18 protein-coding genes are annotated in these 18,250 nt (G+C 70.0%); 4 read left to right on the forward strand and 14 right to left on the reverse strand.

What is annotated here, in order from left to right; genetic code table 11:
• Positions 1 to 211 precede the first annotated feature (211 nt).
• The 13 genes from Q0066_RS16250 to Q0066_RS16310 all read right to left on the reverse strand — a co-directional run bounded on the left by Q0066_RS16250 (position 212) and on the right by Q0066_RS16310 (position 12,819).
• Positions 212 to 2,167: a prolyl oligopeptidase family serine peptidase gene (locus Q0066_RS16250; RefSeq protein ID WP_298134900.1), complete on the reverse strand. Its 1,956-nt coding sequence runs from the start codon at positions 2,165 to 2,167 to the stop codon at positions 212 to 214.
• Positions 2,168 to 2,182: 15 nt separating this feature from the next.
• On the reverse strand, positions 2,183 to 4,015 hold the full coding sequence (locus Q0066_RS16255; RefSeq protein ID WP_298134902.1) for an ABC transporter ATP-binding protein: 1,833 nt from the start codon (positions 4,013 to 4,015) through the stop codon (positions 2,183 to 2,185).
• A 130-nt stretch (positions 4,016 to 4,145) separates the two neighbouring features.
• Entirely contained in the window at positions 4,146 to 4,289 is a 144-nt protein-coding gene (locus Q0066_RS16260) for a SapB/AmfS family lanthipeptide (protein ID WP_298134903.1), read from the reverse strand.
• Between the two features lie 34 nt (positions 4,290 to 4,323).
• On the reverse strand, positions 4,324 to 4,449 hold the full coding sequence (locus tag Q0066_RS16265) for a hypothetical protein (RefSeq protein ID WP_298134905.1): 126 nt from the start codon (positions 4,447 to 4,449) through the stop codon (positions 4,324 to 4,326).
• Positions 4,450 to 4,629: 180 nt separating this feature from the next.
• Complete coding sequence (locus tag Q0066_RS16270) at positions 4,630 to 6,039, reverse strand: FtsX-like permease family protein (protein ID WP_298134907.1); 1,410 nt, start codon at positions 6,037 to 6,039, stop codon at positions 4,630 to 4,632.
• A 3-nt stretch (positions 6,040 to 6,042) separates the two neighbouring features.
• The gene (locus Q0066_RS16275) at positions 6,043 to 7,455 is read right to left on the reverse strand and encodes an FtsX-like permease family protein (protein ID WP_298134908.1); all 1,413 of its coding nucleotides are present in this window, start codon (positions 7,453 to 7,455) and stop codon (positions 6,043 to 6,045) included.
• Between the two features lie 3 nt (positions 7,456 to 7,458).
• On the reverse strand, positions 7,459 to 8,235 hold the full coding sequence (locus tag Q0066_RS16280; protein ID WP_298134910.1) for an ABC transporter ATP-binding protein: 777 nt from the start codon (positions 8,233 to 8,235) through the stop codon (positions 7,459 to 7,461).
• A 233-nt stretch (positions 8,236 to 8,468) separates the two neighbouring features.
• Positions 8,469 to 8,597, reverse strand: coding sequence for a SapB/AmfS family lanthipeptide (locus Q0066_RS16285; protein ID WP_298134911.1), 129 nt, complete (start codon positions 8,595 to 8,597; stop codon positions 8,469 to 8,471).
• A 44-nt stretch (positions 8,598 to 8,641) separates the two neighbouring features.
• Positions 8,642 to 8,776 carry a SapB/AmfS family lanthipeptide gene (locus Q0066_RS16290; RefSeq protein ID WP_298134912.1) on the reverse strand — a complete coding sequence of 45 codons (135 nt, stop codon included), beginning with the start codon at positions 8,774 to 8,776 and terminating at the stop codon, positions 8,642 to 8,644.
• A 41-nt stretch (positions 8,777 to 8,817) separates the two neighbouring features.
• Positions 8,818 to 8,946, reverse strand: a complete 129-nt coding sequence (locus Q0066_RS16295) for a hypothetical protein (protein WP_298134914.1) — start codon at positions 8,944 to 8,946, stop codon at positions 8,818 to 8,820.
• Positions 8,947 to 8,992: 46 nt separating this feature from the next.
• Positions 8,993 to 9,148, reverse strand: coding sequence for a hypothetical protein (locus tag Q0066_RS16300; protein WP_298134916.1), 156 nt, complete (start codon positions 9,146 to 9,148; stop codon positions 8,993 to 8,995).
• Positions 9,149 to 9,300: 152 nt separating this feature from the next.
• Positions 9,301 to 11,919, reverse strand: coding sequence for a class III lanthionine synthetase LanKC (gene lanKC / locus Q0066_RS16305; RefSeq protein WP_298134918.1), 2,619 nt, complete (start codon positions 11,917 to 11,919; stop codon positions 9,301 to 9,303).
• A 201-nt stretch (positions 11,920 to 12,120) separates the two neighbouring features.
• Positions 12,121 to 12,819 carry a response regulator transcription factor gene (locus Q0066_RS16310; protein ID WP_298134920.1) on the reverse strand — a complete coding sequence of 233 codons (699 nt, stop codon included), beginning with the start codon at positions 12,817 to 12,819 and terminating at the stop codon, positions 12,121 to 12,123.
• Between the two features lie 175 nt (positions 12,820 to 12,994).
• Here Q0066_RS16310 and Q0066_RS16315 point away from each other — a divergent pair, with 175 nt between their 5' ends.
• From Q0066_RS16315 to Q0066_RS16325, 3 genes are all read left to right on the forward strand, one after another.
• Entirely contained in the window at positions 12,995 to 13,126 is a 132-nt protein-coding gene (locus Q0066_RS16315) for a hypothetical protein (RefSeq protein ID WP_298134922.1), read from the forward strand.
• A complete protein-coding gene (locus Q0066_RS16320) occupies positions 13,126 to 14,322 on the forward strand; it encodes a histidine kinase (RefSeq protein WP_298134924.1) in 1,197 nt (398 codons plus the stop codon). Before Q0066_RS16315 ends, Q0066_RS16320 begins: the two co-directional genes overlap by 1 nt.
• An 80-nt stretch (positions 14,323 to 14,402) precedes the next feature.
• Complete coding sequence (locus Q0066_RS16325) at positions 14,403 to 16,790, forward strand: sensor histidine kinase (protein WP_298134926.1); 2,388 nt, start codon at positions 14,403 to 14,405, stop codon at positions 16,788 to 16,790.
• On the opposite strand, the gene Q0066_RS16330 is transcribed toward Q0066_RS16325, so the two are convergent.
• Positions 16,721 to 17,386, reverse strand: a complete 666-nt coding sequence (locus tag Q0066_RS16330) for a response regulator transcription factor (RefSeq protein ID WP_298134927.1) — start codon at positions 17,384 to 17,386, stop codon at positions 16,721 to 16,723. The genes Q0066_RS16325 and Q0066_RS16330 overlap by 70 nt on opposite strands.
• 55 nt (positions 17,387 to 17,441) lie before the next feature.
• Here Q0066_RS16330 and Q0066_RS16335 point away from each other — a divergent pair, with 55 nt between their 5' ends.
• Entirely contained in the window at positions 17,442 to 18,233 is a 792-nt protein-coding gene (locus Q0066_RS16335) for a maleylpyruvate isomerase family mycothiol-dependent enzyme (RefSeq protein WP_298134929.1), read from the forward strand.
• Positions 18,234 to 18,250: the final 17 nt, after the last annotated feature.

Below are 18,250 nucleotides of genomic sequence, written 5' to 3' on the forward strand. Positions count from 1 at the left end.
GGGCAAGCCCGGGATGACGGAGAACGCTAGGGCGTCCGCCGGCGGTTGAGCTTGTCGAAACCCCCTGTCAGTGCGGCGCTTTGAGAGGTCTCGACAAGCTCGAGCAGCGGCGGGCTGGCTGTGCGCTCGCGAGGGTCTCGACCAGCGGCGGGCTGGGTGGGGCTCGACTGGCGGGGTGCGGCTGGGCTCGACGGTCTCGGCCGGCGGGTGTTCAGGCGGCGCGGCGGGCGCGCCGGCGTCCGAGCGCCGCCACCACCCAGTCGGTGAGCGCAGTGGGGGACATGCCGGCGCCCCAGCAGTCGTGGGCGCCCTGCGGGTCGAACCAGAGCTCGACCGGGCCGCCGAGTTCGCGTCGGCCGAGCGTCCACTTCAAGCCCTGGCGGGGATCGACCCGCATGTCCTGGGCGCAGACCACGACCAGGGTCTCGGCGTCCACCGGGGCGCTCAGGTTGCCCACCGGCGAGATCTGTCGCAGCGCGGCCAGGTCGTTCGGGTTGCGGGCCGGATCGCCCCACTCGTCGCGGTCGCTGGCGGCGGTGGGACTGCGGTCCCCGAGCAGGCTGGCCAGCGGGTCGACGAAGCCGTTCACCACGACACAGACGTCCACGTCGTCGGGGCAGGTGTGCAGCGTGGTGGCGGCCAGGAAGCCGCCGGCCGACGCCCCCAGCGTGACGATCTCGGTGGCCCGGACGGCGCCCCGGCCGCGGCGCAGATAATCGATCGCCGCCACCGTGTCGGCCAGCGAATGGACGCGCTTGGCGCGGGTCCCGGCCAGATGCCGGGCCTCAGGACCACCGCCCCGGACGTGCGGCGTGGCCACCGCGATGCCCCGATCCAGCCACTGCCCGAGCGTCGGGTCGGTGTCCAGGTCGATGTCCATGCCGTAGGCGCCGTAGAGCATGACCATCACCGGGCCGACGAAGCTGTCGCCCGAGCCGGCCGGCCAGCGCAGATCCATCTCGACCTGGTAGCCGTCGTGCGAGGTGAACCGCTCCCGTTTCGCCCGGGCCAGCCCACCGGCACGCTCGGCCACCTCAGCCGGGTCGTTGCAGCAACTGCCGTCGTCGTCGAAGTACCAGAAGAACGGCGGCAGGCCGCCGCTGAGCTCGGTGGCGGCGAAACCGATCGACGGCGTCACCTGATTGGCACGCAGGTCGAGCAGCCCGGGGGCGGCCAGCAGCGGATCCCGTCCGGTCGCGAAGCCGGCGATGTCGACCCGGTGCAGGGTCTCTTCGCCGTCGCGGCTGACCCGGACGACGGCGTGGCCGGTGCCCGACGAGATCTCCCGGGCCACTCCGATGCCGCTGGCGCACGCCCACGAGGACAGGATGCGGCCCTCGTCCAGCGCGCTGGCCATCAGCGTCCACGAGCCGTCGCCGTTGTACAGCTGCACCAGCACGGCGCGTCCGTCGAGCAGCGCGACGTCGATCAGGTTCGGATCCTTGGGGGCACCGGGCACGCTGATCGGTTGCGGCGGATCCTGCCGGGCGTCGACCAGATCCCAGACCCGCTCCGAGCGGATGCCGTGGCTGAGCTTGAAGAACCGACGCACCGAACAGGTTTGGATGCCGAGCCCGCCGGTCGCCGAATAGGCGATCACCTGCCGGGACGTCTCGAAGGTGTCCGGGTCGGCGCGGGCGATCACCGCCCGCTGCCCGCCGCGGATCTCGCGGTCGGGTTCGACGAACGCCAGCTGGTTGCCGTCGTCGATCAGGCTGATGTCGGGGTAGACGCCACGGACCAGCAGCTGGCGTTGCGGTCCGGCTGCGGAGGCGTCGTAGACCAGTGCCACGTAGGCCTCACGTTCCGGACGCCGCAGCACGCTCACCCAGCGCAACCCGCTGGCGTCGATGTCGGCACGGGTGGTCATCCAGCCATCCAGATCGTCGGAGTCGTCGTCGAACCGGATCGGCGGATCGCCGTTGGTGACGCCGGGGTAGCGGGCGTCCGGGATCAAGGAGCCCCACATCCGGCCGAGACTGTCGGCGTCCAACCGGAGCCAGGCGTCGCCCAGCGGGATCAGCTGGAAGCCGGCGTCGCCCTGGCCGGGTGGCCGCCCGGCATGGCTGGGGTCGCCGTCCACCGCCTCGCCGTGCTGGGCCAAGGTTGCCAATAGTTGGTCATCGTCCAGGTCGTCCACCCAGGACAACTCGTCGGGCAGCGCCACGGCAGGGCCTCCTTCCTACTGTGCGGTCAGCGAGCGGAACAGTGCGGAGCGGGCGGACACCTCGGCCGGGTGGCCGTTCTCTACCAGCCGGCCGCCGTCCAGGACCAGGACCTGATCGGCCCAGTCGGTGCCGAACCGGCCGTGACCTGCGGCGATGGTGGTGATGTCGCCCATCGTCGAGCGGATCAGCTCCATGATCTGCACGCGGTTCAGCACATCGAGACCCGAGGTGATCTCGTCCAGCAGCAGCAGTCGCGGCTTGCGCAGCAGGGTGCGGGCGATCGCCAGCCGCTGCCGTTCACCGCCCGAGAAGGCGTAGGCGGATTCGCCGACCGGGGCGTCCAGGCCCTCGTCCCGGCCACGGATGGTGGGTAGCAGGCCGACCTTGTCGAGCATCTCCCAGCATTGCTCGTCGTCGATGTCGGTACGGCCCAGCAGCAGGTTGTCCCGCACGGTGCCGGCGAACAGCGGGCAGGCTTGCTCGATGTAGCCGACCTGGCTGCGGTAGACGTCCTCGTCGCGGTCGTCCAACGGGATGCCGTCGAGCAGGATCAGGCCCTGACTGGGCACCAGGAAGCGCTCCAGCAACGACAAGATGGTGGATTTGCCCGAGCCGGACGTCCCGGTGAGCACCACCCAGGAGCCCTGCATGATGTCGAAGGAGACGTCCGAGATGGCGAACTCGCGGCTGGTGCTGCCGGCGCTGGCGTAGCGCACCGACACGTTCCGGAAGCCCACCTCGCCTTCGACCACGTCCGGGTCGGCCCTGGGCCGGTTGCCGTAGTCCTCCAGCGAGACCGCGGCCAACTCGGCGTGGATCCGCTGCGAGTCCTGCGGCAGCCGTTCGGTGACCGCCCGCAGCTCGACCATCCGCTTCAGCGCGCCGAGCGTCTCGGCCATCAGCATGACGGTGTCGGTGGAGCCGGCGATCGGGCCGATCAGCATCATCGTGTACATGAAGAAGGCGACCAGCGAGTCGACCGCCAGCCCGCCGGACTGCACCCGGGCGAAGGCGACCAGGATGATCACCAGCAGGGTGCCCTGGATCAGCGCCGACACCATCGGCTCCATGAACGCCTGGGCCCGCGCAGACTTGTTGGACGCGTCCTGCAGCCGCTGCGAGGTGGTCGAGAGCCGTCCGACCGCGAAGGCGTTGGCCACGAAGGCGCGGATGGTGAGCACCGAATCGAGGGCCCGGGTCACTTCGGCGACGTAGGCACCCTGCGCCTCCTGACGCTCGAAGGCCACCCCGGTAAGCCGGTTGGACGACACCACGATCACTGCGAGGGCGAGCAGGCACAGGCCCAGCGCCGACACGGTCAGGATCGGGTCCAGCAGCAGCATCTGGATCAGCGAGCCGACCACCAGCACCATGCTGCCCAGGGCCTGGATCGGGCCGCGGGTGAAGACCTCGCCCATCTTCTCTGAGTCGATCGAGCACCGGGCGACAAGATCGGCGGTCGGATGATCGACCAGCTTCTCGGCCGGCACTCGCAGTGCGATGTCAGCCGACTCGTCGCGGAAGCTGCGCACCAGCCGGTTGCCGGCGTAGGCGGTGACGAGGTTGACCCCGGCGGTGATCACCGACGAGAGGATGGCGGCACCGACCAGCAGGCTGCCGATCAGCATCAGCCGCTGCATGTCGAGCGACTGCAACGCGCCCACCAGCGAGCCGGTCAGGGCGGGCTGGACGAGGGCCGCCAGCGAGGCGACGATGGTGCCCAGGAAGGCCACCGTCATCGCCCGCGGGTCGGAGCGCAGAATGACCAGCAGCCGGGCGATGGGACCGGCTGGGGGATCGGCCAGCAGCCCGCCGATCCGGGCGGTGTGGGCGGCATGCGAAGACATCGGCATTCACTTTCGTTGTGGGTCGCGGACTGGCACAATGACTAGAACCGTGTGAACGGCTCAGGGAGTCATTCCGATCGGATAGGCGCCGATCGGTGTGGCTCCCTGACCGTCACCGGGAAGCTGACGGTCACCGGGGATTGTTACCCCGCACCAACTGGCAGACGGCGACGCTCACCGCGCTGTGCGGGCACTGCAACAGGCTGAGCGTGGACGCCTTTTCCTCGGCTGGAGTCTCGGGCAGTTCCTCATTCAGGCGCAGCACGTGACGCATGGCGCCCCTCCTTTTCAGTCGCTGATCGCCGGATTCACCAGCGCCAGCACCAGGCTTGGCTCTGGTAGGAGTTGTGGCAGGCGGCGTAGGAAACGTTGGACGCCTTTTCGTCGCGCGGCGCATCGGGATCCTGATCCTGCATATCGAAGACTTCGGGCATTTGTTCCGAACCTTTCCTCTGGCGATTCTCTGGGGTGTGAACACAGTCAATCCCGCGCGGTTCACAGGGTCAATGGAATGTGAGTAAGGGTGTCCTTTGGTTAGTCGAATGCTGTCCGAACGAAGCTTCGAAAAGAAAATGACCCGCGAGCCGGGCGGCTCGCGGGTCATTGGGGGTGGGCTATTCGGCGACCAGTCGGGCTATCACCCGGGGTTCGGGTAGCCGGCGTCCGGCCAGGGTCGGACCCACCGTCGTGGCGATGGTGATCCCGCCGGTGACCAGCAACGCCACCAGGAACGGCAGCACCGGCACCGCGAGGGCGAAGCCGAAGCCGGCCGCCGGAGTGGCGTAGGCCAGGTGGGCGAAGCTGACGCCGACCATCACCAGGCCGAGCAGCGCGGCGGTGCCGGTGACGATGACCGCCTCGGCGGTGGCCGCCCTGGTGCGCTGGCCGGGGGTGGCCCCGGCGATGCCGAGCAACGCCAGTTCGGCGGTGCGCTGTTTGCTCATCATGAACAGCGAGCCGACGCTGCCGCACATCGCGATCGCCAACGGCATGCCCAGATTGACCAGGAAGGTCTCGGCGCCCACATGCTCGAGTTCGACGTCCACGCCGTTCGCGGCGAAGATCGCGTTGTAGGTGGCCGGCAGCCCCAGCACGCCGAAGGCCAGACCACAGGTGAACATCACCGGGGTCACCGACCGGGTCAGCCGCTGCGCCCGGGCCAGCACGGTCGCCCTGGCCAGCCACCACTGCGGAGCGACGGTCGCCGGGAGCAGCCCGGTCCAGGCCGCGGTCAACGGCCGGACGACGGACGGCATCAGCTCCGCCAGCAGCCAACCGACCACGACCAGCCCGAACAGGTTCAGCTGCATGATCTGGGTGAAGGTCTCACGGCCGCGGTTCGCGGCCAGCACCGGCACGATGGCGAACAAACCCAGCACGATCAGCAGGGCCAGCACGACCCGCACCCAGCGGGCCACCGAACGGGTCCTGGTGGGCTCCGCGCCTTGTGACTGTCGCAATGCCTCGACCGGTGGAATCCGGCTGGCCCGCCGAGCCTGGCGTAGCCCGCCGACCAGCACCACCGCGACCCAGAGCAGGTTGACCGCAACCAGGGTGGCCGGCTCCACCACCGCGGGCACCGCGATGCCGGCACTGTCGGCGCCGCGTTCCGCCTGCAGGTAGTCCAATGCCGGCCGCAGCGCCGCGATCGCGAGCAGGTCGGCGACCACGGCGGACGCCACCGCGACCGCGGCGAGCTGGCACAGCTGCGAGCCGACCACGCCGCCCGGGGTGGCGCCGGCCAGCCCCAACCGGGCGACCGCGCCGCGGCGACTGTCGAGGACCAGCGAGGTGGCCGCACCGACCACCGAGAGCCCGACCACGACGCAGAGCAGCAGATTGCTGCCGCCGATGATCGTGTAGGCATCGGACTCCATCTCTGGGATCAGCTCCCGGGCGCCGAGGGAGGACTGGACGACCAGCGCCGCCAGGGTGAGCCCGAAGCCGGTCATCACGAAGCCGAGGCACACCCCGAGCCAGGCCGACCAGGAATCTCGCAGCTCAGCTGCTATCACTTTCCGCATGGCTCACTCCGCCACCAGCCGGGCGATCACCCGGGGTTCGGGTAGTCGCTGTGCGGACAAGGTCGGTGCCACGGTGGCCAGGCCGGTGATCGCGACGCCGCCCAGCAGGGCGGCCAGCACCAGCGGCGCCGACATGGTCAGCGTGTAGGTCAGCCCGGCCGCGCTCAGCGAATAGGCCTGGAAGATCAGGCTGGGCACGATCACCACCGCCGACAGCAGCGCACCGGTGACGGTGATAATCACCGCCTCCAGGGTCGGGATCGCGACCCGCTGCGCAGGGGTGGCGCCCGAGATGCCGGCCAGTGCAAGTTCGGCGTCCCGCTGCTTGCCCATCATCAGCAGCGAGCCGACACTGCCGGCGAACGCGATCACCAACGGCAGCCCGAACTGCAGCACGAAGGTGTCCCACATCGGCAGGGCCAGCTCGAGCCGTCCCATCGATACCGCGATGGTGGCGATCATCGAGTCGACCACGGTCAGCGAACCGATCCCGATCGCGAAGGTGAACATCACCGGCACCACCGACTTGTACAACCGGTCGACCCGGGCCGCGACGGTGGCGCGGGCGATCAGCCAGGCCGGCGACCGGGTCGGCACCAACCGCGTCCACAACCGGGTCACCGGGCCGACCAGGACGGGGGCGACGACAGCCAGCAGGGCGCCCCAGATGAACACCTGGAAGAAGCCGAGCACCATCAGATTGCTCACCGTCTCTTTGTAGCGATGCTCCAGCTGGATCGGCACCGAGATGAACGACGCCGCGACCAGGGCGGCGATGCATAGCGCCAGGATCCACCGGCCGGCTCCCAGCCGGGCCCTCCGGCTGGGCGCCTGTGCCTGACGGAGCGCCTCCAGGGGCGGGATCTCGCTGGCGGAGGTGGCCTGCCGGTGTCCGGCCAGTACCACCAGCGCCGCGCAGACCAGGTTGCTGGCCACGATCGGCGCCAGCGCGTAGTTGGGTTCAAGCGCGACCCAGCCCGGCTCGTTGCGCGCCGAGTAGTCCATCAGGGCAAGCCAGGGCCGCATCGCCAGCACCGCGATCAGATCCCCGAGCGGGGCGCAGAGCAGCGACACCACCGCGAGCTGGCTGGCCACGGTGCCGCGCACCTGGGACGGCGTCGCGCCGACCAGCGCGAGCCGGGCCAGCGAACCGCGCCGCGACCCGACCACCAGTGAGGTGGACGAACCGACCACCGGAATCGCCACCAGCAGCACACAGCCCAGCACGAGCGCCTGGCCGATCGTCCAGGAGGCGGAGGTCTCCAGGCTGAGCCGGCCGTCGGCGACCGCGGCCAGGCCGGTGTAGCCGATCACCACGGTCAGCACCAGGGCGGCGTTCACCGCGATGAACGCCAGGCTGACGCCCAGCCACGCCGTCCAGGAATCGCGGAGTTCGGCGAGATGCACGCGTCGCATGAGTCAGGCTCCGTTGCGACCGAGCCCGGCCAGGGTGGACGCGACCACCTCGACCGGCGCCTGGCGGAGTTCCTGGACCAGCAGGCCGTCGCGCAGGAACAGGATCCGGTCACAGGCCGCGGCCACCTTCGGGTCATGGGTGACCACCAGCACGCAACGGCCGGGGGTGTGCGCGATCCGCACCAACTCGGCCAGCACCAGCTCACCGGTGCGGGTGTCCAGGGCGCCGGTCGGCTCGTCGGCGAAGATCACCTCCGGCTGCTGCGCGAGCACCCGGGCCAGCGCGACCCGCTGCTGTTCTCCGCCGGACATGGATGGCGGACGGGCATCGGCCCGCTCGGACAGGCCCACCGTGGCGAGCGTGCCGGCGATCAGGTCGGCCGGCGGCTTCCGCTTGCCCAGCAGGTAGGGCAGGGCGACGTTCTCGGCGGCGGTCAGCGTCGGGATCAGGTTGTAGGACTGGAAGACGAACCCGACCTGGGAGCGCCGCATCCGGGCCAGATCGGCCCGGGAGAGTTGCTCCAGCGGCTGGCCGGCCAGCGTCACCTGGCCACTGCTCGGTGCCTCCAGGCCGGCCAGGCAGTACATCAGCGTGGACTTGCCCGAACCCGACGGCCCCATCACGGCGACGATCTCGCCGACACCGACCGCCAGGCTGACGCCGTGCAGGATCTCGACCTGCCGGTTGTCGACCGTGTAGGCCTTGTGCACGTCGTGGGCGGTGATCGCCGCGACGGGGGGCGCGTAGGCCGGCGCGGATTCGTGGATCTGACTGACCATGACTTGTCCTCCTGGGTGGCGCGGCCGTGGCGGCCCGCGCGCGGGGTTGGGTAAGCCCAGTCCAGCAAGGTGCGGGTCGGATGTCTGTACTCGAGCCGGCTATCTGTCCGTAAGTGAACATGCGGCGGAAATGCGGCTGGGCCGCTGCCTCGGGTGAGGCGGCGGCCCAGCCGGGTGTGCCTGAACTGGTCGGATAGGCGCCGACCAGGCGCGGCGAATGCCGGTTCCGTTGGTTACGGACGCCAGCAGAGGAAGTTGCTGGCACCGGAGTTGTGGCAGATGAAGTAGCTGTTGTTCGAGGCCTTTTCGTTGCCGGGTGCGTCGGGAGTCTCGTCGTTCTGCAGATCGAGGATCTCGGCCATGGTGCACCTCCTTTCATGGCTGTCGTAGGGATGTCGGGTGCGGGTCACTTCGCGAAGCAGATCGAGACCGAGACGAAGGAGTTGTGGCAGAAGAAGTTCCGCACGCTGATGTTCGAGGCCTTCTCGTCGCCGGGCGTGGGCTCGGTCTCGCCGTCCTGCAGGTCGAGGATGTCAGCCATCTGAGTCACCTCCTTTCCGGGGTGGCGGTTGATTCGGGTGGTCACTTCTTGTAGCACAAGAAGTAGCTGGCGTGACTGCTGGTGCAGGCCACGATGCTGATCTTGGAGGCCTTCTCGTCCTCGGGGGTGTCCTCCGGCAAGTCGTACTGCAATCCGAGCGCGTCGTTCATCTTCTTCACCTCTTTTCCTGGGTTTCTTCGTCGGGTGAGCTGCCGGTCAGCAGCCCATGCTGAATCCGCTCCGGGCGATACAGGTGTAGGCACTGTTTCCGGAGTGGTAGGTGTCGGCCGGGGTTTCCAGCTCGAGTTCCAGGCCCTGCAGCGAGAGCGGCCGGGGCGGGGAAGTGGGGGCCGGCGATACCGGAGTGGTCATGGCCATTGATGTATCAATCCGCATGATGTGCCACGCCCCTTTCTCGGTGTTTCCTAGTATTAGTCAATCGCATTGCCGATGCTCATTCAATGAATATCGGCGGGCCTTGCCCGGAGGTTATCCGACGCTGGTCGATAGATATTCAGGCCTGCTCAGACCGCGACCAGTTCGTCCGGACGGGCCGGAATCGGCAGTGCGGAGAGGTGCCCGGCGGTGGCGCGGGTGAGTGGCAGCCAGTCGAAGGGCCGGCCGCAGGCAACGGCGTGCAGGGCCACCGCGATGCCGGCCGCGCCGGTGGAGACGTCCGAGCTGAGCCGGATCATCCCGTCGCCGACGGTGAACGCCATCCGGTCGCGATGCAGCAGGTTGCGCAGCAGCAGCCGGCGCTGGCGCTCGACCTCGGCGTCCGCCTCGGGGCCGGTGGCGGCCAGCACGGCCATGATGCCGGCCCGGCCGTGGTCGAGGGTGCCGTAGATGTAGATGTCCGACGAGCACGCCTTGACCAGACCCGCGTACTGCTCGGTGGTGACCAGGCGTTCGCCACTGAGCCGCTCGGCGAGCATCGCGATCGCCCAGATTCCGGCCGATCCCCACTCGATGTAGGGCAGGGCGCGGTTGTTGTCGGTGTCGCGGACCATCAGTTCACCGGTCTCGGTCGTCATGCAGCCGTCGAGGTCGGCGCGCAGCCGGTCCATCGCCCGCTCCAGCCGGCCCTGCCCGCAGTCGGTGAGGTGGGCGACGATGTCGGCCAGGGCGAGCCCGGTCAGGCCGTGGTAGTAGCCGCGGCGATGGGTGAGGTCGTCCCAGGCCCGGGTGCCGGGGCGCACCGAGCGCTGCAGCCGGTCGTTCGCGGTCAGTGCCTCGGCCCGCAGCGCCTCGTCGCCGGTCCGCCGGGCCACCTCCAGTGCTGCCAGCACCACGCCGGCCCGGCCGCCGTACAGGTCCAGCCGGCGGCGGGCCAGGGATTCCTCCAGGGCGTCGGCGGCCGCCTTCCGGGCCGCTTCGGCGCGCCCGGCGTCGGCCAGGACGAGGGCGATGCCGGCCCGGCCGGCGTACAGGCCGGGCTCGAACTGGGTGTCCTGGCAGGCCGCCTGCAACGCGTCCAAATCGGACGCGGTGACCTCAGCGCCGATCCGGCCCCGCGCCCACAGCACCCCGGCCCGTCCGTAGCCGAAGCTCTCGGTCACGTCGCCCTCTTGGACGGCGTCACCGGGGAAGGCCCCGGATTCGGAGAACTGACGCGACCATTCGATGCCCTCGTCCAGCGCCCGGACCAGCTCGGCCGAGGACTGCGCCGGCGGTCCCGAGCGGATGGTGACCTCGGGGGCGAGCAGGTGCGCTGCCGGTGCCGGGAAGCGGTCCAGCACGCTCTGCAGCTGATCGGCCGCCGCGTCCCCGAACCGGTCCCGGACCCGCAGCAGCGCCCGCTCCCAGAAGTCCGGAGCGATCGCCTCGATCTCCCAGTCCGGCACGTACATCAACATCAGGCTGCGGGAGATCGCGTACCAGTCGGACTGCACGGCGGTGAGTTCCTCGGGTCCGCAGAACTCGAACACCCGGAAGCCGATCGACCGGGGCTGGTCGACGGCGGTGGCGTCCTCGAAGTCGATCACGGTGACCGCGTCATCGTCGGTGTCGTCGACCAGCACGTTGCCGGGATGCAGGTCGCCGATCGCCCAGCCGCGGGCGTGGATGCTGTCCAGAATGGCGATCAACTGCTCGCCGACCCGCACCGCGCGCTGCGCGTAGCGTGCGGTCCGGCCGGGTTCGCGGTCGCCGTCGAACGGTGAGTTCTGCACCACCCAGGAGGTCAGCGAGCGGCCCGGGGCGTACTCGAGTTCCAGGTAGCGGTGCTCCCAGGCCCAGAACGAGCCGAGCAGCCGCTGGACGCCGGGCAGGCCGGCCAGCTCGGCCAGGATCGCCTCCTCCTCGATCTGCCGGGCCACCGCGTCGCGGCCGCGGGCGTCCAGGCCGGTGTGGCTACGTGCCTCGCGCAGCACGTGCACGGCGCCGTCGGGCAGGGTGGCCCGGTACACGCCGCCGGCGTTGGAGAAGTGCATCGCCGAGACCGCCTTGAACTCCTGCAGCCGGGTCGGGGTCGAGGTCTGCGCCCGCCGGTGCGCGGCCTCCAGGCAAGGCGGCAGCGTGACGCCTTCGGGAATCACGAACCGCGGCCGGCGCTGGTCGGCGACCAGTCGCAGCGCGGGGCCGGTGATCGCATGCACCTGGTGGTCGAGGCTGTCGGGATAGCTGAACGACATGATGCCGCCGTAACGGACGTAGACCGGCGCCTCGCCGTAGCGCAGGTCACTGAGGATGTAGGGCCCGCGCTGGCCGGCCAGCGCCGTCTCCAACTCGTCCAGCAGCACCGCGAGCTGCTCGTCGTCATCGGGGTAGATGGTGATGAACTTGCCGGACGAGCCACGGTCCTGCTGCTTGCCGTTGGTGTCCTGCAGGCTGCTCGGCTCGTAGAGGAATTTGAACGAGACGTCGTGCGCCACGCAGATCCGGGTGGTGCGCACCAGAGTCTCCCGAGCGTCGTCCGGGACGGTCGACACGTGGATCTTCCAGCCCTGGACGCGGGGCGTCCAGTCGCGCGGCGTCCAGCCCTCCCAGCCACTCCAGCGCCGCATCAGCCAGCCGTCCGGCAGCTCCTCGGTCTGCGGGGCGTCACCGCCGAGGGCGGCCAGCAACTGGGTCATCGGCCGGCGGTCGCCGTAATAGGGGGACCGCTCGTTGCAGGCCAGGATGTACTCGGGACGAACGCCCATGGTCGACCTCCGGATCACTGTGATGTGGGTGCCTCTCCAGCGAATCCCGGATGGCCGTGGAGAACAATCCTTCGGCGTCCAACCCGGCCCTTAGCTAATGCTGCTCTGGCCGATCGGTTACCGAAAACCCCAGCGCTCGCCCAACTATTCAGGGCTCGCCGAATTCGGCGAGCCCTGAATAGTCAGGCGAGCGCTGAGCGATCAGCGGGCGGCGACCTCGCTGCTGCGGGGCAGCGCGTGCGGGTCGACGATGCGCAACTGGATCGCCTTGACCAGGATCTGGGTGCGGGATTTGAGGCCCATCTTGTCGCCGACGTGCGCCAGATACTGCTTGACCGATCCTTCGGAGACGTACATCTCGCGTCCGATCTGGTAGTTGGTCAGGCCTTGCGCCAGCCAGCCGAGCAACTCCGTCTCGCGCGGGGTGAGCCCGATATCCACCGGCTCCTGGTTCAGCGGGACCTCCGATTTCACCGATTCGACCAGTTGCCGGCGCACCGAGGACGACATCGGCATATCGCCCCGCAATGCCTGCTTGATCCCGGCCAGCAGATTCTGGGCGCCGGTGTCCTTGAGCAGATAGCCGGACGCGCCGGCCCGCAACGCGGCCACGATGTATTCGCGGGTGCCGAAAGTGGTCAACGCGACGATGCAGGCATCGCTCCATTTCGAGCAGATCCGGGCGGTGGCCTCGACGCCCGAGCAGCGCGGCATCTGCAGATCCATCAATACGACGTCGGGTCGCAGCGTGGCGTAGGCGTCGATGGCCTCACCACCGTCGCGGGCTTCGCCGACCAGGTCGAGATCGGCGGCCTTGCGGAAGAACGATCGGTACGCTTCGCGAACCAGGGCGTCATCGTCGACGACCAGCACGCGTATTGCCTGTGGTGGGGTGGTCATAGGCCAATCCAACGCTGACCGGACGTCGCCCGCCCAGTTCACTTCCGGCCAACTCGTCACCGTTCGCGGCTCGCTGGCCGTTCGTGAATGGTGTCAATGGTGAAAGCGAAGCAAGAATCTCGCCATCCCCCCGGAAATGAAAGGCCCTCCGGTGAAAACACTTTCGATCACGACGATGCTGACCCTCACGCTGCTGCTGCCGGTCACCGCGCAACCGCTCGCTTCCCAGCCGAGCGCGACCCTGGTGCAGGAGAGTCCACGGAGCTTCTGCACCACGCTTCCGTGGTTCTGCCCCTGGCGAGTGTGATGAGCGGAGTCACCATCCGTCCGGGCGACGCGGCCTCGCTGATGCTGATCCGCAGGGTGCGCAGCCTCGCCACCGTCGATCAGGTGCGGCTGGTGGCTGCGGCGCTGCTGCTGTTCTTGTTGGTCGACGTGGTGCGGCTGAGTGTGGTGGCTCCGGTGCCGCTGGACAACGCGGCGCTGATCACCACCATGGACGTGGTCGGCTACCTGGCCATCCTGGTCGCGCTGTGGCGTCCGTTGCTCGGTCTCGCGCTGGCCGCCGTGCCGCTGGCCACCGCGCTGGTGTGGACGTCGACCAGCCTGGACGCGCTGCTGCTCACCGTGGTGCCGGCGCTGGTACTCACCCAGCTGGGGCACCGCGGGGCGGCGCTCACCACCGCCGGCCTGGCCGGTTACGTCGCCGCTCGGGTACTGAGCTATCAGGGTGCTGAGCGTGGCGCGCTGCTGCTCAGCCTGGCCGGCCCGCTGGCGCTCGGACTGGTCCTGGGATGGCTCGGCCAGGGCATCCGCGAGCGTCGTGATCGAGCTGCCCGGACCGCCCTCGACCAGGCGGTGGAGGAGGGCCGGATCCGTGCGGACGAGCGGCGGGCACTGTCGGCCGACCTGCACGACGTCGTGGTGCACCACCTGTCCACCGCCTCGCTGCAACTGCTGTCCGCGCACGACGAGTCGGACGTCGGGGTCCTGCACCGCACCCTGGGTGCGGTGGAGCGCGCCAACTCGGCCGCGCTGAGCGAGTTGCGGCTGTTGGTGCGGGTGTTGCGGGCCGACCCGGCCACCGCGGCGTCCGGCATGGAGATCCGCGAACTGGCCGAACGCGTCCCGCCCACCCAGGCCGGTGCCGCGGCACAGTTGCGACTGATCGAAGCCGGGCTGGACCCGGACGTGCGTGTGCCCGCGGCCGCGGACGCGTTCGAGTTGACCGTGCAGCGGACGCTGTCGCGCGGGATCGCCGAGCTTGTCGACAACCAGGTCAAGCACGCCCCGGTGGGCGCCCGGTGCAGCATCGAGATCACGTTCAACGAGCACCAGGTCACGCTGCAGGCCCGCAACGAGTGGCCGCAGGGGGCGCCGGAACCGGTGCTGGGCTGGGGGCTCAAAGGCTTACGCGAGCGGGTGCTGCTGACCGGCGGGACCTTTGCGGCGACGGTGAACGGAGCCGGCTGGTGCGTGACGGTGACAGTGCCACACGAGTAGCGGCCACCCGGGTGACGACCGCCCCGGGGATACTTCGCGTTACAGTGAGCGCGGAGGATCCCCCAGGACACGGTCGTTCGATGGTTGGTACCGCAACGCTTCAGCTGGACGAGGACGCGCCCCCTCGTCCGTTGCGGGTGGTCCGTGCCTTGGTGCTCGTGGTCATCGGGGTGGATCTGCTCAGTGGACTGTTCCTGAGCTGGCTGGTGACCCCGTGGCTCTACACCACCGTGATGGTGCTGTCCGCGATCGGGGCGGCGCTCACCCTGTTCCGGCCGGTGCTCGGTCTTCTGGTCTGCATCGTGCCGATCGGCTCGGCGCTGTGGGCCCCGTTCGGCCAGGACGTGGCGCCGCTGGTGGTGACCACGGTGATGATCTGCGCCGTCGTCTCGGCCCGGACCGCCTGGATCGTGATGCTGAGCTATCTCGCCTACGCCGTCGCCTCGTGGGCCCTCGGCGGTCCGGAGCGCGGGCTGGCCTTGCTGGTGCTGCTGTTGGTGGCGACCGGGGTCGGCCTGGCGGCCCGGATGCTGTGGCGGCGCAACGGGCGAATGGATCTGCGGATCCGCCGGCTGCAGGCGCGGACGCTGCGGCTGCGGGCCACCGAACGGTCGGCGTTGGCCGAGGAGTTGTCCCAGTTGCTGGTGGACGGCCTGCGCGACGAGCAGCGTGACCTCGCCGAGGCGCGGGCGGGCGCGGACGCCGCCGAGTTGAGCGCCGTACTGGAGCGGGCGGACGTCGCGGCGCGGGATACCTTGGCGCAGTTGCGCGGGCTGGTCTCGACATTGCGCGGGCGGACCGGTGACACGCCCGCCGGCACCGTCGGGGAGGACCTGCTCGGGGTCGCCGAAGAGGTGGAAGACCTGCTGGTCGGGCACGGCTATCAGGTGACCATCGAGTTGCCGCCCCGGCTGCCCGGCGTCGGTGATTTCGCCCGGCAGCTGCTCGCCACCATTCTGCGTGAGGCCGGTGCGCTGATCGCGCGTCAGGCACCGGCCGGCGAGATCTGCACCCTCGCGGTCACCCTGGCGCCCGACCGGCTCGGGGTTGAGTTGAGCCATCCGGGCAGCGGTGCGTCCACGGTCGAGGGTGCGCTGCGGGCGGCCGAGCATCGCATCCTGGCCGCGGGTGGGAGCTTTCAGATCGACCAGCGGGACGGGTGGCGGCTGCGCGCGACCGTGCCGGTGTTGGCCGATCCGGCGGTGTCGTCGCCGGCCGGGACGGACCCGGCGGAGGCGCGGGGGTGGCGTCCGGAAGCGCTGCGCGGCCCGGCCGGGCTGGCCGTCCTCGCGGTGGCACTGGTGCTGGCCGTGCGCGCCGTCCTGGGCTGGTCGGCCGGTGCGGATGACTGGACCTGGTGGGCCGCGTGGAGCCTGGCCGGTGCGGGTCTCGCGGCCACCGCGTGGCGGGCGCGATACGCAGTCGCGATCATGCTCGCCGTGCTGCTGCTCGGCCTGATCGGCGTCGAGCCCACCCTGGTGCTGGGGCAACCCACGCAGCTGGCGATCATCGTGCTGGCCGCGATCGGCGTCGTGCATCGTGGCCGGTGGGCCTGGATCGTGACTCTCGGCTGGGCGGCCTACTGCCTGGTCTGGTTCCGCAGCCCGAACCTCCAGCCGGCCGCCGATGGGTTGTTCTATCCGATCACCGGGGCGATGCTGGGGCTGGCCGCCCAGCACTTCCAGCGGCTGCTCAACTCCTCCGACAGCCGCCTCAGCTCGGCGACCAGCCGGCACGACGCGGCCCGTGACGATGTGCGTCGTGAGCTGGCCGGCGAGTTGCACGACATCGTGGCGCACCAGTTGTCGCTGATCACCATGCAGGCCGGCGCCTACCGCGGCGAGACCGACATCGGCGCGCTGCGGGCCGGTATCGAGCGAGTCGCCGCGATCAACGCGTCGGCGCAGGCCGACCTGGCCCTGCTGCTGCACGTGATGCGGGCCCCGGTGTCCGCCCAGCCGGACGACGGCGCCGGCTGGCTGAGCCCCACCGCCGCGGTGGCCGCGGCGGTCGGCACCCTGCGGGAGGCTGGGCACCCGGTGCGGGCGGAGGTCGACGCGACGGTCGACGCGGCCGACCCGACCACCCGCAAGACGGCCACCCGGATCGTCCGCGAGGCGACCACCAACATCCTGCGCTATGCCCCGCACGGCGCGGAATGCTCGATCCGGATCGTGCCCAGCGGCGACCTGCTCCAGCTCACCATCGAGAACCCGTTGCCGGACCGGCCGCGGCTGTCCCCGCATTCCACCGGGCTGGGCCTGATCGGACTGGACGAACGGGCCAGGATCACCGGCGGCACCTTCTCGGCCGGACCGGACGGCGAGCGCTGGCAGCTGGCGGCGCAGCTACCGCTGCGGCCTCAGGTCGACCTGCGGCCACGCGCCGAGGACGAGCATCAACTCGGCGACGAGGACAGCGTGTCCGGGTCGACGATGCCCAGCTGGATTCCTCGGATCAGGATCTGAGTCCGGGCCCGGACGCCCCATTTGTCACCGATCCGGGCCACATACTGCTTCACCGAACCCTCGGACAGATGCATCCGGGTGGCGATCTGAGCGTTGCTGAGCCCGTGCGCCAGCCAGCGGACCAGCTCCACCTCGCGCGGCGTCAGGGTGTGGCCGGCCGACTCGGGCGCGGTCATCACGGTGGAGACCAGTTCGCGGCGCACCGCCGACGACAGCGGCATCTCGCCGGCGATCGCCTGGCGCAACGCGACCGCGATGCCGGTGGCGTTCACCCCCTTCACCAGGTAACCGGACGCCCCGGCGCGCAGCGCGGCCACCACGTGATCGCGGGTGCTGAAGGTGGTCATCACCACCACGGTGGCGTCCGGCCAGCGGCCGCACAGCTCACGGGTCGCGTCCACCCCGGAGACCACCGGCATCTGCAGATCCATCAGGACGACGTCAGGCCGGGTGCGGGCATAGGCGGCGGTGACCTCGGAGCCGTCGGACGCCTCGCCGACCAGGATCACCGCGGGATGCTGGGCGAACATCGTCCGGTACGCCTGGCGCACCGCGGCATCGTCGTCGACGACGAGCAGGCGGATCCGGGCTCCCATCCGGGCAGACTATCTCGCACCGGCTGCCGGACAGGGGTGACGTAGGGTCGGGAAGATGTTCGACCACACGCGGGTGATCCGCACCGAGACCGAGCGCTTCGCCGAGGCGGTGCTGGCCGCCGATCCGGCAGCGGTCGTGCCCAGTTGTCCGGAATGGACCGCCGCCGATCTGCTCTGGCACCTGACCAAGGTGCATGCGTTCTGGGCACGCATCCTGGCTTCGGGGGCGCAGAGCGACGAGGATTCCGAGGCGATCGAGGAGGAGGGGCCCGAGCGTCCGGACGGTGTCGAGGCCACGGCCGTGCTGCTCCGCGCCGAGACCGACGCTCTGCTTGAGCAACTCGACAAGCGCGTCGACGAGCAGCCCGCCTGGACGTGGTTCGCGACCGATCAGACCGTCGGCTTCACCCGCCGGATGCAGGTGCACGAGGCGGTGATGCACCGGATCGACGCCGAACTGGTCGCCGGCCGGACGCCGACCCCCATCGACCCCGAAGTGGCCGCCGACGGCGTGCTGCACGCGGTCGACGTGATGTTCGCCTGGTGGGGCACGCAGCCGGGTTTCGAGTTCGTGCCCTCCGATCATGTGGTCGCGCTGACCCTCAGCGACGCGGAACGGACCGTGCTGGTCCGCCCCGGACGATGGCGTGGCGTCGGCCAGTCCGGCAAGAGCTACGACGAGCCCGGCATGCTGCGGATCACCGACCTGCCGCCCACCGCGGGACTCGCCGGCACTTCCGAGGAACTCGACCGCTGGCTGTGGGGACGCGGCCCCGAACCCGAAGCGGACGGCGACCAGGCCGCCCTGGACGCCGTCCGTGCCGTGCAGGCGGCCGGCATCCAGTAGCCGTCGCTGGTTGAACT

This window comes from Micropruina sp. (assembly GCF_027492755.1).
GTDB lineage: Bacteria > Actinomycetota > Actinomycetes > Propionibacteriales > Propionibacteriaceae > Micropruina.

What these genes read in the sequence shown, in the direction of transcription:
- Q0066_RS16255 (WP_298134902.1), bottom strand. Translation starts at nt 4,015, where the DNA reads ATGTCTTCGCATGCCGCCCACACCGCCCGGATCGGCGGGCTGCTGGCC.
- Q0066_RS16260 (WP_298134903.1), bottom strand. Translation starts at nt 4,289, where the DNA reads ATGCGTCACGTGCTGCGCCTGAATGAGGAACTGCCCGAGACTCCAGCC.
- Q0066_RS16265 (WP_298134905.1), bottom strand. Translation starts at nt 4,449, where the DNA reads ATGCCCGAAGTCTTCGATATGCAGGATCAGGATCCCGATGCGCCGCGC.
- Q0066_RS16270 (WP_298134907.1), bottom strand. Translation starts at nt 6,039, where the DNA reads ATGCGGAAAGTGATAGCAGCTGAGCTGCGAGATTCCTGGTCGGCCTGG.
- Q0066_RS16275 (WP_298134908.1), bottom strand. Translation starts at nt 7,455, where the DNA reads ATGCGACGCGTGCATCTCGCCGAACTCCGCGATTCCTGGACGGCGTGG.
- Q0066_RS16280 (WP_298134910.1), bottom strand. Translation starts at nt 8,235, where the DNA reads ATGGTCAGTCAGATCCACGAATCCGCGCCGGCCTACGCGCCCCCCGTC.
- Q0066_RS16285 (WP_298134911.1), bottom strand. Translation starts at nt 8,597, where the DNA reads ATGGCCGAGATCCTCGATCTGCAGAACGACGAGACTCCCGACGCACCC.
- Q0066_RS16290 (WP_298134912.1), bottom strand. Translation starts at nt 8,776, where the DNA reads ATGGCTGACATCCTCGACCTGCAGGACGGCGAGACCGAGCCCACGCCC.
- Q0066_RS16295 (WP_298134914.1), bottom strand. Translation starts at nt 8,946, where the DNA reads ATGAACGACGCGCTCGGATTGCAGTACGACTTGCCGGAGGACACCCCC.
- Q0066_RS16300 (WP_298134916.1), bottom strand. Translation starts at nt 9,148, where the DNA reads ATGACCACTCCGGTATCGCCGGCCCCCACTTCCCCGCCCCGGCCGCTC.
- lanKC (WP_298134918.1), bottom strand. Translation starts at nt 11,919, where the DNA reads ATGGGCGTTCGTCCCGAGTACATCCTGGCCTGCAACGAGCGGTCCCCC.
- Q0066_RS16310 (WP_298134920.1), bottom strand. Translation starts at nt 12,819, where the DNA reads ATGACCACCCCACCACAGGCAATACGCGTGCTGGTCGTCGACGATGAC.
- Q0066_RS16315 (WP_298134922.1), top strand. Translation starts at nt 12,995, where the DNA reads ATGCTGACCCTCACGCTGCTGCTGCCGGTCACCGCGCAACCGCTCGCT.
- Q0066_RS16320 (WP_298134924.1), top strand. Translation starts at nt 13,126, where the DNA reads ATGAGCGGAGTCACCATCCGTCCGGGCGACGCGGCCTCGCTGATGCTG.
- Q0066_RS16325 (WP_298134926.1), top strand. Translation starts at nt 14,403, where the DNA reads ATGGTTGGTACCGCAACGCTTCAGCTGGACGAGGACGCGCCCCCTCGT.
- Q0066_RS16330 (WP_298134927.1), bottom strand. Translation starts at nt 17,386, where the DNA reads ATGGGAGCCCGGATCCGCCTGCTCGTCGTCGACGACGATGCCGCGGTG.
- Q0066_RS16335 (WP_298134929.1), top strand. Translation starts at nt 17,442, where the DNA reads ATGTTCGACCACACGCGGGTGATCCGCACCGAGACCGAGCGCTTCGCC.